This window comes from Candidatus Pelagibacter sp. (genome assembly GCF_965262185.1).
GTDB lineage: Bacteria > Pseudomonadota > Alphaproteobacteria > Pelagibacterales > Pelagibacteraceae > Pelagibacter.
Genome location: NZ_OZ253498.1, coordinates 276434 through 289203, shown reverse-complemented (window position 1 = coordinate 289203; position 12770 = coordinate 276434). Strand labels below are relative to the sequence as shown.

The 12770-nt window shown below is 28.7% G+C and carries 15 protein-coding genes; 13 read left to right on the top strand and 2 right to left on the bottom strand.

What is annotated here, in order from left to right; all coding sequences use genetic code 11:
• The first annotated feature begins 234 nt into the window (after positions 1–234).
• The 4 genes from ACQY31_RS01660 (at position 235) to ACQY31_RS01645 (ending at position 3656) form a co-directional block, all read left to right on the top strand.
• Positions 235–1128: a PfkB family carbohydrate kinase gene (locus ACQY31_RS01660; RefSeq protein WP_428080284.1), complete on the top strand. Its 894-nt coding sequence runs from the start codon at positions 235–237 to the stop codon at positions 1126–1128.
• Complete coding sequence (locus tag ACQY31_RS01655; protein ID WP_428080283.1) at positions 1128–2450, top strand: NTP transferase domain-containing protein; 1323 nt, start codon at positions 1128–1130, stop codon at positions 2448–2450. Before ACQY31_RS01660 ends, ACQY31_RS01655 begins: the two co-directional genes overlap by 1 nt.
• 295 nt (positions 2451–2745) lie before the next feature.
• Positions 2746–2946, top strand: coding sequence for a hypothetical protein (locus tag ACQY31_RS01650; protein ID WP_428080282.1), 201 nt, complete (start codon positions 2746–2748; stop codon positions 2944–2946).
• A gap of 176 nt (positions 2947–3122) precedes the next feature.
• Positions 3123–3656 (top strand): cytochrome b, encoded by a 534-nt coding sequence (locus ACQY31_RS01645; protein WP_428080281.1) that lies wholly within the window; start codon positions 3123–3125, stop codon positions 3654–3656.
• A 128-nt stretch (positions 3657–3784) separates the two neighbouring features.
• Here ACQY31_RS01645 and ACQY31_RS01640 read toward each other — a convergent pair whose 3' ends face one another.
• Together ACQY31_RS01640 and ACQY31_RS01635 are read right to left on the bottom strand one after the other, a co-directional pair.
• A complete protein-coding gene (locus tag ACQY31_RS01640; RefSeq protein ID WP_428080280.1) occupies positions 3785–3931 on the bottom strand; it encodes a hypothetical protein in 147 nt (48 codons plus the stop codon).
• The gene (locus ACQY31_RS01635; RefSeq protein WP_428080279.1) at positions 3928–4137 is read right to left on the bottom strand and encodes a hypothetical protein; all 210 of its coding nucleotides are present in this window, start codon (positions 4135–4137) and stop codon (positions 3928–3930) included. Before ACQY31_RS01635 ends, ACQY31_RS01640 begins: the two co-directional genes overlap by 4 nt.
• Positions 4138–4488: 351 nt before the next feature.
• Between ACQY31_RS01635 and ACQY31_RS01630 the strand changes: the two genes are divergently transcribed.
• The 9 genes from ACQY31_RS01630 (at position 4489) to ACQY31_RS01590 (ending at position 12569) form a co-directional block, all read left to right on the top strand.
• Positions 4489–6039, top strand: a complete 1551-nt coding sequence (locus ACQY31_RS01630; protein ID WP_428080278.1) for an aldehyde dehydrogenase family protein — start codon at positions 4489–4491, stop codon at positions 6037–6039.
• Between the two features lie 45 nt (positions 6040–6084).
• Positions 6085–6423 carry a DUF779 domain-containing protein gene (locus tag ACQY31_RS01625; protein WP_428080277.1) on the top strand — a complete coding sequence of 113 codons (339 nt, stop codon included), beginning with the start codon at positions 6085–6087 and terminating at the stop codon, positions 6421–6423.
• A 111-nt stretch (positions 6424–6534) separates the two neighbouring features.
• A complete protein-coding gene (locus ACQY31_RS01620) occupies positions 6535–7080 on the top strand; it encodes a DUF4174 domain-containing protein (protein ID WP_428080276.1) in 546 nt (181 codons plus the stop codon).
• Positions 7077–7364, top strand: coding sequence for a hypothetical protein (locus ACQY31_RS01615; RefSeq protein WP_428080275.1), 288 nt, complete (start codon positions 7077–7079; stop codon positions 7362–7364). Before ACQY31_RS01620 ends, ACQY31_RS01615 begins: the two co-directional genes overlap by 4 nt.
• Before the next feature lie 176 nt (positions 7365–7540).
• The gene (locus ACQY31_RS01610; protein WP_428080274.1) at positions 7541–8383 is read left to right on the top strand and encodes a HalD/BesD family halogenase; all 843 of its coding nucleotides are present in this window, start codon (positions 7541–7543) and stop codon (positions 8381–8383) included.
• 1 nt (position 8384) lies between these two features.
• Positions 8385–9281 carry an NAD(P)-dependent oxidoreductase gene (locus ACQY31_RS01605; RefSeq protein WP_428080273.1) on the top strand — a complete coding sequence of 299 codons (897 nt, stop codon included), beginning with the start codon at positions 8385–8387 and terminating at the stop codon, positions 9279–9281.
• A complete protein-coding gene (locus ACQY31_RS01600; RefSeq protein ID WP_428080272.1) occupies positions 9278–10009 on the top strand; it encodes a class II aldolase/adducin family protein in 732 nt (243 codons plus the stop codon). The genes ACQY31_RS01605 and ACQY31_RS01600 overlap by 4 nt, the downstream gene beginning before the upstream one ends.
• Complete coding sequence (locus ACQY31_RS01595) at positions 10009–11223, top strand: Coenzyme F420 hydrogenase/dehydrogenase, beta subunit C-terminal domain (protein WP_428080271.1); 1215 nt, start codon at positions 10009–10011, stop codon at positions 11221–11223. Before ACQY31_RS01600 ends, ACQY31_RS01595 begins: the two co-directional genes overlap by 1 nt.
• Positions 11223–12569: an NAD(P)/FAD-dependent oxidoreductase gene (locus tag ACQY31_RS01590; RefSeq protein WP_428080270.1), complete on the top strand. Its 1347-nt coding sequence runs from the start codon at positions 11223–11225 to the stop codon at positions 12567–12569. Before ACQY31_RS01595 ends, ACQY31_RS01590 begins: the two co-directional genes overlap by 1 nt.
• Positions 12570–12770: the final 201 nt, after the last annotated feature.

Genomic DNA, 12770 nt, shown 5'->3' with positions numbered 1-12770 from the left:
AAGTTTTTTTTAATTACTCTATAGTTTAAGATTAATCATGAGCTCAATTTCAGTCCTTGGTATCTTCGTTGCAGACCTTGTTTTTTTGGAAAAGACATTCCTTCAAAAGGCCAAACAATTTTTATTGATAGTAAGTATTTTTTGTACTATTATAAATTTTAGAATATTTTTTATGCTTTTTTAATTTAACCAAAAAAGCCAAACATTTAATTATATAATTTTAATAACGTTGTCATGAGTTTTGATGCAGTAGTTATAGGTTTAATTCTTAAGGATTATAATTATTTGAAAGGCAAAAAAGGTGTTCCTAATGTTTCTCCAGGTGGACCAGGTTTTTATTCATCATATAGTTATTACAAATTAGGATTAAAAACATCATTGGTTACTAGTTTTAACTATAAAGATAAATCATTATTACCTAATCCTTTTAAAGATGGATCAATAAGAATTTTTAACAGTCAAAATTCGAATACTGCAGTGTTTAAAAATATCTATAAAGTTAACAATATAAATTACAGAAAACAAGAGATAATATTTAACAACCGTCCAATTATAGGCTTTGTTCCAAAAGGAAAAATATATCATTTTGGACCAATATTATCAGAAGATATTGATTACAATCTTTACAAGAAAGTTGTTAAAAGAAAAGGTTTAAAAATATTAGATATTCAAGGTTTGATTAGAATTTGTAAGAACCAAAAAATAATTGAGCGAATTAATCCTTTAATTGATAAATTAATTGGTGGATTTAATATTTTAAAATGTGATACGAACGAACTTTTTTTTATTAAAAATTATTCAAAAAGAACAAAAATTATTAATTATTTGTGGGACAAAGGTATATCCGAAGTAATTGTAACTAAAGGTTTTTTTGGATCAACAATTTATTCAAGCCAATTAGGAAAAATTGAAATTCCACCATTTATTCCTAATAAAATTATAGATGTCACTGGTTGTGGAGATGTCTATGCAGCTATTTATGCAATGGCAAGACAAAAAGGATATTCTATTTATCACGCTGGACTATTAGCAAGTGGTGGTTCAGGTTTAAAAACGGAAAATGTTGGTCCTCTTAAAAAGTCTATGAGTTTGATTAAAAAAAGAGTTAAGCCAATTTGTGAGATATAATGATTGATACAGCAGTTATTCTTGCAGCTGGAAAAGGTGAAAGATTTAGGGCGGAAAGCAATATTAGGTCAAAACCACTAGCTGAAATATTTGGTGTTTCTTTAATTGAGAGAAATATTTATATGTTAAAAGAATATTTATCTGTCAAGAAAATCATCGTTATTACTGGGTTTAATCATCAAGAACTCGAAAATCATTTAAATAAAATAAAACAAAGAAGAAATATAGATATCAAAGCAATTTATGATCAAGATTGGGAAAAAGGAAATGGTCATACTTTTTTAACTGGGTTAAATAATACTTCTGCTGAAAGGTTTTATTTACAAATGTCAGATCATCTTTTTACAGATGATTTTTATGAAAAAATAAAAAATTCAATAATTGATCAAGATAAATCATACCTAATAACTTCAAAAAGTTTATCTTATTTTCATGATTTACAAGATGCGACCAAAGTAAAAATAAAAAATGATACTATTAAGGAGATTAATAAATCTATTACTCATGCAAGCGGATATGACACAGGTTTTTTTATAATTAACAAATTAAACTATAATAATTTTGACGGTTCTAAATTAGAAAAAATTGAATTTAGCAATATCAATCAGTTTGTTGCTGATAAAAATTTTTTAAAACCAATTTTTGTAAATGAGAATTCCTGGATGGACGTTGATAATAAAAGTGAATTAGAAAAATCAAAAGAATTTTTAATTGAAGGATTAAAATCAAAAAAAACAGATGGATCTGCATCGAAACACATAAATAGAAAAATATCTGCATTAATTTCAAAAAAATTGGTTAATTATGAAATAACTCCAAATCAAATTTCAATCTTTGCATTTATAGTTGCTCTCGTGGGAGCATATTTGATTAGTAAAAATAATTATCTTTTAATGGTTTTAGGAGGAGTTTTTGCACAACTATCTTCAGTTATAGATGGTTGTGATGGTGAAATTGCAAGGCTCAAACTTTTAAATTCTAAATTCGGTGGCTGGTTTGATCAAGTTCTGGACCGATATAGCGATATCTTTATTTTATCTGGATTAACCATTAACTGTTTTAATACTTATCAGTCAAACTTTGTATTGTTTGTTGGACTATTAGCTGTAGGGAGCAAGGTTTTACTAAGCTATACAGCTTATAAGTATGATGAAATAATTAAAGGTCAAGATGTTTTTAGAATTGGAAGAGATATTACAACTTTAATATTATTAATTGGTTTAATTTTAAACTTCCCATATTTTACTTTGGTTATTTTAACTATTATTTTTAACTTTGAAATTATTAAAAGAATTATAATTTTAAAAGATAAATTTATTTAATATCGTAAAAGTTATTCTGTTGAGAGGGCAAAAGTTCAAAATTAATTTAGGACAGAACATAAATATAGTTAAATATTACTGCCCCAATAGTGCTCCAATGACAATTAGAATTTAGAATTTCAGATTACTAACTTTTATGGTATAATTTAATTAATGAATTTAAATCAAATCTTCAATTTTTGGAAACATTGGAATTGTAGTTTATTTGTTAAAGTTCATTATTCTTCAGATCTATAAAAAATCTTTTTTACTAAATTTTCAATAATATTCGTTTAATTTTAATTAAAGGGCTCTTATGAGTAAAAAAGCATTATTTTATAAATCAGTTATATGGCAAGTTATCGGGATGATCTGGATATCATTGCTTTCTTATTTATGGTTTGGTAATTGGATACGATCCTTAGGTTTTACTACTGTGGTTGTGATTGTAAGTATCTTCGTATACGTACTTTATGAAATGTTGTGGGATAAATTTACAAAAAATAAGAAATTTTAATTTTTGTTCTAATAATGTTCCAATGACATTGTTCTTATATAATTGTTTATGACAATACAGTTACAATTCAGTGACAATTCACAAAGTTATATAAATATAAAAAACATATCATAATTATTAATTATTAATTCAGAAAGTTTAACTTCATTGTAATTTTTTTTTGTTATAGAATTTTTATGATTCGAAACACAATTAAAAAATACGGCTTAATTTCAAAAACTTTTCATTGGTATATGGCTGGAATTTTGTTGTTTGTACTATTGTTGGGGAATTTATCTGAGCATACACCAAAAAAGTATTATGACTTTTTAATGTTAGTTCATAATTCATTGGGCATAATTATTTTTATTTTAGTTATTTTAAGATTGTTATGGAGGTGGTCAAACCCAAAACCAGAAAATATTAATAAAAGCAGGCTTTTAAATAGATTATCTAATCTTGTATTTTTTATATTTTATTTTGGAATGTTTGCTGCACCTATAACAGGCTATGTATTGATGAATATTGAGGGCAAAGAAGTATTATTTTTTGGGATTGAATTAGTTAATATTGTTGAAAGTAACGGTGATTTTGAAAAAATTGCTCATAATTTTCATGGGATTGCTGGCGATTTATTGTTGTATACTTTTGTTTTACACTTCACAGCGGCTTTATACCATCACTACATAAAAAGAGACGAAACCTTAACAAGAATTAAATTTAACAATTAATATTACAATACATTAAAATAATATTACAATTCAGTTACAATCCACAAAGTAATTCACAATTAACTTTTTATTGATTTAAATTTCTAAAATAATTCCAGTAGTTAGAATGTAAGTAAAATAAAATCTTATTATCGAGTGAGAAGTAAAGGTTTTTTGATTTCTTTTTTTTTGTCCTTATTTTTTTTATCACAATATTTCTTAATAGCATAAGCTGCAAGAGCACCACCTACCAATGCATACTTTAACAATTTTAATTTAACTAATGTTTTAATCATGATCCAATATCATATTTTTCTAGTACAAAATTGATTAGTAAATTGTAAATAAATGCAAAACTAAAAATATAAAACAGAAAAATTACTGCTTTAGAATTAAATATGTATCCAGTAGAAGTTAAAAGAACTAAGAAAAAGCTTATCGATAAAGCAAGTTTAGATAGTGCTTTTTTCTTAAAATGAGATTTAATTTCTTTTTCTTTCATAGATTAATTAATTACCAGTAATTTTGTTTGTATTTATCACCCATCATCTTCACATCATTATTACTTTCAATAGAAAGTGTAATTTGATCAATGAGGCGAATAGTATTTAAAAATAAATTAAACACCATATCTAGATTTAATTCAATTCTAGGTAGAACAAATCATTTATAATTAATAGACACTAAACTTAATTTTTAGTTAAATAAATCAGTGGTTATTAAGACAATACAGACAACAGAAACTAAAATTAAAAATAAAGAAAAAAGGTTGCTACAAAATGGAGTGTGACCGGGAAACTCTCTATAGTTTTTGTGAAAAAGAGTAAAGTAAACAATAAACAGAAAGGTAAAAATGAGTACAGAAACAGTAAAAAGTGGAGTGTCTGCTTCTTTAGATACATCTCATCTTAAAGTACCGTTTCCATTTAAATCAAAATATGGAAATTATATTGGTGGAAAATTTGTTGAACCAAAATCTGGTAAATACTTTGACAATGTAAGTCCAATTAACAATGAAGTTATATGTCAAATGGCTAGATCAGATGCAAAGGATGTTGATGCTGCATTAGATGCTGCTCACGAAGCATTTAAGGAATGGGGCAAAACAGACATTACTACAAGATCTAATATAATGAACAAGATTGCTGATGTTTTAGAAAAAAATCTCAATCTTTTAGCAGCAGCAGAATGTTTGGATAATGGTAAGCCAATCAGAGAATGTATGGCTGCTGATTTACCTCTAGTTATTGATCATTGGAGATATTTTGCAGGTGTTATAAGAGCAGAAGAAGGATCAGTTGCTGAAATTAGTAACTCTCAATATTCATACAATATACCTGAACCTTTAGGTGTTGTTGGTCAGATAGTTCCATGGAATTTTCCATTGTTAATGGCAACATGGAAATTGGCTCCAGCTTTAGCTGCAGGAAACTGCTCAGTATTAAAACCTGCTGAACAAACACCAGCATCTATTATGCTTATGATGGAACTAATAGGAGATCTATTACCTCCAGGAGTAGTAAATATTGTTAGTGGATTTGGTCTTGAAGCAGGTAAGCCATTAGCTTCATCTGATCGAATAGCTAAAATTGCATTCACAGGTGAAACAACAACAGGTCGATTGATCATGCAGTATGCTGCACAAAACTTAATTCCAATTACTTTAGAATTAGGTGGAAAATCTCCTAACGTTTTCTTTGAAGATATTATGGATAAAGATGATGCATTTTTAGATAAGTGTGTTGAAGGATTTGTAATGTTCAATTTAAACCAAGGTGAGGTATGTACTTGTCCTAGTAGAGCTTTAGTTCAAGAGTCTATTTATGATAAATTCATGGAAAAGGTAATTGCTAGAACAAAAGCTGTAGTGCAAGACAACCCATTAAAAATGGAAACTATGATTGGTGCTCAAGCATCAGTAGAACAAATGGAAAAAATAAAATCTTACTTGGATTTAGGTAAGAAAGAAGGTGCCAAAGTTCTATGTGGTGGAGATGTTGCCAAATTAAATAGTGGATTGGAAAATGGAAATTATATCCAGCCAACTATTTTTGAAGGTGACAATAGTATGAGAATCTTCCAAGAAGAAATTTTTGGACCTGTAGTCTCTGTTACTAAGTTTAAAGATGAAGCGCATGCATTAGAAATTGCTAATGATACACTTTATGGACTTGGTGCTGGAGTTTGGACTAGAAACGGTAATATTGCTTATAGAATGGGCAGAGGAATACAAGCAGGTATAGTTTGGACAAACTGTTATCATGCTTATCCAGCTCACTCACCGTTTGGTGGTTACAAACAATCAGGTGTTGGGCGAGAAACTCACAAAATGATGCTTAATCACTATAGACAAAATAAAAACCTACATGTGTCTTACGCAGAAAATAAACTAGGTTTCTTTTAACAGATAGATTATAATGGCCTGTATTAAATTACAGGCCATTTAAATATGAAAGTTTCAGCAACACCCGCAGCTTTACAATTAATAGAGGATCTTAAAAAAGATCATGGAGAAGATTTATTGTTTCATCAATCAGGGGGATGTTGTGATGGTAGTGCACCAATGTGCTATCCCGCTAAAGAATATTTAGTTGGAGAAAAAGATGTTTTAATTGGAAAAATTGGTGAAATTCCTTTTTACATCAGCAAAACTCAACATGAAGCTTGGAAAAATACAGATCTAATTATTGATTGTATTAAAGGTATGGGTGGAATGTTTTCTCTTGATAATGGAACAGGTAGAAGATTTTTGACAAGGTCAGAGGTCTGTGCTCCAAAGCTTAATTAAAAATTTTAACCAACTTTAAACTAGATTTTAAATTCTTCGATTAGAAAAGAATTATTAATTATGTTTATTAAATATTCAAATTATCAATGAATGATTAACTACTAAAAAGACATGAATTTTAAAAAATATATATGGAAATGTAGATTGTTAGTTTTGAATACTCCAAACTACACTAATCAAGAGTATAAAAATTCAAAAGATATTTACCAAAAACACATAAAAGAATTTCATAAACGATTTATCAAATTAGTTACAAAATTAGATAAAACTAAAAACTTTAGTGTTAGTTTAATTGGCTTTGATGGAAATGAAAAAGCTAAGTTAGATAAAATAAATATTAAAAAAATATTTACTTTAGTTGATAAAATGCCAATGAATAAAATGATTAAGGACAAAAGTTTTAAACCTTTAAATCTTTCATTATTTTCTGATTATAAACCTGAGACAACTTTACATGGCTTAGGTTTTAAGAATAAAGAAAAGGCACTTTATACAGTTAAAGCTATCAAAAAAAGATCAATTAAGTATCAAGTAAATGTTATTGCAACTATGCTTGGAAGAGCAAAAAATCATCCTAACAATACTAAAGATATGGATGATGCAGTAAGGATCTTTGACAAATGGATGAAAGATTATAAGAGAAGCAAGAACAAATGAAAAAACTACTATCAATAATATTTTTAAGCTTTTTTAGTATGAGCGCTTATGCTGATGATCAGCAAACTTTTGTGTTTAATAACCTACAAGGAGATTTCACAACTTGTTATAGTTATTATTTATTGTCTGAAGAAGGTTTTAAAAAAAGTGGTAGTGCTAACGATGAAACTATAGCAGGACTTAATAAATCAGCAGATTTATCATTAGAATCTGTTTATTATTTTCTAAGTGAAATTTGTTTACCTGGGGTTAAAAATATAATACCGTTTGCTTATGAATCTTAATCTTTTTACTCACTGTCATAGACTGGCTAGAGTTGGCTTGAGTTCAAAGTTATCATCTAATTTATTTAATTTATTACTCCAAAAAGTAGACTGTAAAAATCATATAAATTCTTCAACACCCACGAAATTATAATCACTTCTTTATTTAAAAATTTAATTTTAATTAAAGGAGAATTATGGAAATAAAAAACATTGTTAACTTAAAAGATTACCCAATTGATCAAACAGGATCAAAAGAGTATCAAGATTTAATTACTAAAAATAGAGAGCTACTAGATAAAGATGGATGTTGTGTGCTTCCAAACTTCGTAGTTAGCGAGTCTTTGAAAAGAATGAAGGAAGAAGTTGAAAGAAATCTTCCCAAAACTCATTGGACTAAAGATCATCATAACCCTTATTTTTCAAAGGATGATGAAAATTTATCAAAAGATCATCCAAAGAGAGTATTTTCATTTAGAGAAAGTGGATACATCAACTCAGATGATTTAGAAGAGCAATCTGATTTAAATAAAATTTACGAATCTGAGGAAATGTTAAAATTTATTTCAGATAGTTTAGGAGTTTTTCCTCTTTATAGATGGTCGGATCCTTTAGGTAAAAATCCATACAGCATCATGCATAAAGATCATTATTTTCCTTGGCACTTTGATGGAAATGAATTTACTTTAAGTATTTTAGTTCAAAAAGCTGAAAAGGGTGGTTTGTTTGAATACTCACCAGATCTTAGAAGTACTGAAGATGAAAACTTTGATGAGGTAACAAAAGTTCTTCGAGGTTCAAGAGATAAAGTTAAATCATTAGACCTTCAACCAGGGGATCTACAAATATTTAAAGGAAGATTTTCTATGCATAGAGTAACAAAAATAGAAGGAAATACTTCTCGTTACATTGCATTACCAACATATGTAAAAGATAGTTACAGAGTAAATAAACCTGAACACTCTAAACAAGTTTACGGTAAAGCACTGCCAATTCATTATGAGCGAAATAATGTTGAAGTAGATGGGTTAATGGATTGATATGAAAATAGGTTTTATTGGTTTAGGAAATATGGGTTTGCCAATGGCATTAAACTTACATAAATCAAAAAAAATAGATTTATTAGGTTATGATGTAAGTCCTAAATCTTTAAAACAATTTAAATCTAAAAAAGCAAAAGCAACAAGCTCATTAGATGAATTAATAAAATTTTCTGATGTAATTATCACCTGTGTTCCGGGACCAAAACAAATTAAAGCATTATCAATTGGTAAAGGTAAAATAATTGATCAATTAAGTAATAATAAGATTTGGATTGATTGTTCTACTAATTCTTTAACTTGCTTTAATCTTTTAAAACAAAAGTTAAGTAAAAAAATAAACCAATTCGTTGATGCAACAATATCAGGTGGAAATTTAAAGGCTCAATCAGGGGATTTATCAATATTTATTGGAGGTAATAAAAAGACAGTTAATAAGCTTAAGTTTGTCTTTAATATATTAGGTAAAAACATCTATTATCTAAATAAACCTGGTGCTGGTTATGCTGCTAAAATTGCACAAGTTAGCCTTTGTTATTTAAACTATTTATCACTCTCAGAGTCGTTGATGCTTGGAGTAAAGTCAGGGATTAAACCAAAAACAATGTTAGAGATCATCGATAAAAGTGCAAGTGGTGGTTATACTTCAACAAGATACGGCCCTAACATGATTAATGGAGATTATGATCCATCTTTCTTTTTAGGTTTATCCATGAAAGATTTAAATCTTGCAAATGAAATTATTAAATTACAAAAATTAAAACTTCCAATAATGACCTTAACTTCAAAAATATATAATAAAGCAATTAAAAAATATGGACCAAATTCTAATCACTTAAAAGTGATTAAACTTTTAGAACAAAATAATAAATTAACTTTTTCAAAGGAGGGAAGATGAAAAACAATATAAGCGAAGCAGATTGGAAAGTAAGAGTAGATCTTGCTGCCATGTTTAGATTAACCAACATGATGGGTTGGGATGATACGGTTTGGAACCATATCACTGCAAGAGCACCTGGAACGGATCATACTTTTTTTATGCATGAGATGGGTTTATTATATGAAGAAGTAAAAGCATCAAACTTAATTAAAGTAGATGAGCATGGTAAAGTTTTAGAAGGACCTGAAAAAGCAAATACTGCGGGCTTTATTATTCATAGTGCTATTCATTTAAATCATCCTGATGCTAAATTTGTCTTTCATGCACATCCTCCTTCAGCTTTAGCTGCAACGGCATTGAAAGATGGTATTCCTCATTTAGTTCAAGATAGTTCAATGCTTTATGGAAAAGTTGGTTACCATGAGTGGGAAGGATTATCGATTAATAAAGATGAGAGAGTAAGAATTGCTGAAAACATGGGAGATAATAAGGTTTTGATTATGAAGAACCATGGTTTGCTTACTGTTGGTGCAACAGCAGGGGAAGCTTTTATGAATATGTATTATGCAATTAGAATGTGTGAGGTTGCAGTACAGGCAACGGGATCTGGTTTACCTCTTGAAAGAGCAACAGAAGAAATGTGGAAATTATCTCAAAAGCAATATGATTTATTTTCACCAGGATTAAACGAGTGGCCAGCGTTACTTAGAAGATGTGATGCAAAAGACCCATCATATAAAGAGTAATGACAAAAATTAATTCTTTAGATGATATCGTAAAGAACGGCCTTTGTATTGGCTGTGGTATTTGTAAAAGTATTGCAGGCAACTCAATTGAGATGGAAATGAGTGACAAAGGTAATTTAGAACCTAAAGAATTAACAACAATTACAAATGATACTTTAGAAGAAATTAAAAAAGTTTGTCCTGGGGTGATCGCTGAGGGGCCTGAAAATCATAAAGAAAATGAAGGATCTAATAAAGATTTAGTTTGGGGAAATTATTTTGATTTATATTATTCATGGTCTACTGATCCAAAGATAAGATTTCAAAGTTCCACAGGAGGTTTGTTAAATGGTTTGTCTTTATATTTATTAGAACAAAATAAAGTTGATTTTATAATGCATACAGCAGGGGACAAAGATAACCCGATGCGAAATATTGTAAAATATACTTACAATAAAGAGGACTTAATTAACTGCGAAAGTAGATCAAGATACGGTCCATCATCACCATTAAGTGAATTTCATAAAGCTTTAGATAAAAAACAAACCTTTGCTTTTGTTGGCAAACCTTGTGATGCTGGAGCTATTAGATTACTTGCTAAATCAGATGAAAGGGTTGATCAGTATTGTAAATATATATTCACCCTTGTTTGTGGAGGCTTTCAAGAACTTACAAAGTCACAAGAATTTATTGATAGCTTTGATGTTAAAGAAGAAGAGTTAGAAGAATTTAGATACAGAGGATTTGGTAACCCTGGAAGAATGTATATCAAAACAAAAGATCAAAGAGAGTTTGATAAAGATTATAATTCTTTTTGGGGAGATGAAAGTAATTGGAAAGTTCCCTTTAGATGCAAAATTTGCCCCGATGCAATAGGAGAAAGTTCCGATATTGCAGCTTTAGATACTTGGAGAGGAGGTTCACCTAAAGGAGAAGATGAAGGGTTTAATGCAGCAGTTATGCGAACTAAAAAAGGCATTCAAGTTTTTAATGAAGCTGTTGAAAGTGGATATCTTGTTAGAGGAGATAAGGTAACCATTGAAGACATTAAAGACTTTCAACCTCATCAAACGAGTAAAAAACAAGCAGTGTTTGCAAGACATCTTGGAATGAAAAATAAAAATGTACCAACAATCACAACTAAAAACCTTAGAATAGAAGAGTTATATAATTTAAATGATGATGAATTTAACAAAGAACAAGAACAAGGGGTTAGTCAAAGATTAGGGAAGTAATGAGCAACATATATCATTCGGATATTTATCAGTTTAACAAACCTGTTCCTAGTTACTGGGAAGCAACTTCAAGTGAGAATTTAAATTTAGATAAACTTCAAAAAGACATCAGTTCAGAAATAGTGGTTATAGGTGGTGGTTATACCGGTTTACTTTGTGCAATTAATTTAATTGAAAATTATAATTTAGATGTGGTTTTGGTTGAGGCTGGGAAAGTAGGTTGGGGTGCCTCTTCTCGTAATGCAGGATTTTGCTGTCTTCCTCCAAGCAAGATGTCTTATAAAAAAATGCAATCTGTTTATGGAACAGAAGAAACTAAAAAGTTTTTTAAAAACTCTGTTGAAGGAGCTAACTATACTAAAGAATTAATCGATAATTATAATATTGATTGTGATGTAACTGGTGAAAATAACTTTGTTGTAGCTCATCATAAAAATAAATTTGATCAAATCAAAGAACAAGCTGAAGTTTATAAGTCTGAATTTGGTATAGAGACTAAAGTATATTCAAAAGAGGAATTTGATGAAGTAGGTCATGGTGGAACTGAACAATTTGGAGCTTTTTCATATAAACCTGGATTTGCAATCAATCCTTTAAAATTTATAAATGGCCTTGCAAAACATGCTTTATCTAAACAATTAAAAATTTATGAACATACAAAAGTTGAAAAAATTGAAAAAGACAATGGTTCTTATCTTTTAAGAACCAATGAGGGATCAATAAAGACAAAAAAAATAGTTGTTGCAACTAATGGATTTTATCAAGAAGGATTAATTCCTGAAATGGATGGAAGAGTATTACCTGTTATTTCAAATATTATTGTAACAAGACCACTTACAAATGAAGAGCTTAGCTTACATAACTTTAATACTTATGCGCCAATAGCTAATTCTAAAAACCTTTTATATTATTATCGAAAGTTACCTGATAATCGAATTTTGTTTGGAACTAGAGGAGATTTTGAAGGAAGTGATCAATCCAATCAAAATAGAGCAAATGATATGGAAAAATTTTTAAAAAATATTTTTCCTAAATGGAGCAATGTTACAATTGATTATAATTGGAGAGGTTTGATTGCATTATCTCAAAAACTTACACCTTCAATTGGCAAAATAGATAATGAGGAAATTTATTATGGATTTGGATATAGCGGAGTAGGAGTTAGTGCAGCTCCCTGGGCTGGAAAACAATTATCTAAGCTAGTTTTTTCATCAAATAGTAAAGATCTTGATATTTCAACAATTTATAAAGGTTTACCTAAGAAATTTATTTTCCCACAATTAAGAGTATTTTATTTTAAATTAGCAGTATGGTTTTATAGAATTAAAGATAAGTTAAATATTTGATGATTGAGTTTATAGATATATTTTTTAATCAATACTTAAGGATATTTGTAGGTATTATCCTTGTAGGTCTTATTTTGTTTTCTTTGTATTATAAGTTTAAAGACAAATAACTTTTTAAGAAAAATCAATTTTTAGAAGTTGTCCCTCTAAATAATCGCCAGCTTCCTGAATAATTTTCCAGAGTTTACTTGCGTTTTCTTT

Coding starts and splice junctions, on each gene's coding strand:
- ACQY31_RS01660 (WP_428080284.1), top strand. CDS start 235: ATGAGTTTTGATGCAGTAGTTATAGGTTTAATTCTTAAGGATTATAAT.
- ACQY31_RS01655 (WP_428080283.1), top strand. CDS start 1,128: ATGATTGATACAGCAGTTATTCTTGCAGCTGGAAAAGGTGAAAGATTT.
- ACQY31_RS01650 (WP_428080282.1), top strand. CDS start 2,746: ATGAGTAAAAAAGCATTATTTTATAAATCAGTTATATGGCAAGTTATC.
- ACQY31_RS01645 (WP_428080281.1), top strand. CDS start 3,123: ATGATTCGAAACACAATTAAAAAATACGGCTTAATTTCAAAAACTTTT.
- ACQY31_RS01640 (WP_428080280.1), bottom strand. CDS start 3,931: ATGATTAAAACATTAGTTAAATTAAAATTGTTAAAGTATGCATTGGTA.
- ACQY31_RS01635 (WP_428080279.1), bottom strand. CDS start 4,137: ATGAAAGAAAAAGAAATTAAATCTCATTTTAAGAAAAAAGCACTATCT.
- ACQY31_RS01630 (WP_428080278.1), top strand. CDS start 4,489: ATGAGTACAGAAACAGTAAAAAGTGGAGTGTCTGCTTCTTTAGATACA.
- ACQY31_RS01625 (WP_428080277.1), top strand. CDS start 6,085: ATGAAAGTTTCAGCAACACCCGCAGCTTTACAATTAATAGAGGATCTT.
- ACQY31_RS01620 (WP_428080276.1), top strand. CDS start 6,535: ATGAATTTTAAAAAATATATATGGAAATGTAGATTGTTAGTTTTGAAT.
- ACQY31_RS01615 (WP_428080275.1), top strand. CDS start 7,077: ATGAAAAAACTACTATCAATAATATTTTTAAGCTTTTTTAGTATGAGC.
- ACQY31_RS01610 (WP_428080274.1), top strand. CDS start 7,541: ATGGAAATAAAAAACATTGTTAACTTAAAAGATTACCCAATTGATCAA.
- ACQY31_RS01605 (WP_428080273.1), top strand. CDS start 8,385: ATGAAAATAGGTTTTATTGGTTTAGGAAATATGGGTTTGCCAATGGCA.
- ACQY31_RS01600 (WP_428080272.1), top strand. CDS start 9,278: ATGAAAAACAATATAAGCGAAGCAGATTGGAAAGTAAGAGTAGATCTT.
- ACQY31_RS01595 (WP_428080271.1), top strand. CDS start 10,009: ATGACAAAAATTAATTCTTTAGATGATATCGTAAAGAACGGCCTTTGT.
- ACQY31_RS01590 (WP_428080270.1), top strand. CDS start 11,223: ATGAGCAACATATATCATTCGGATATTTATCAGTTTAACAAACCTGTT.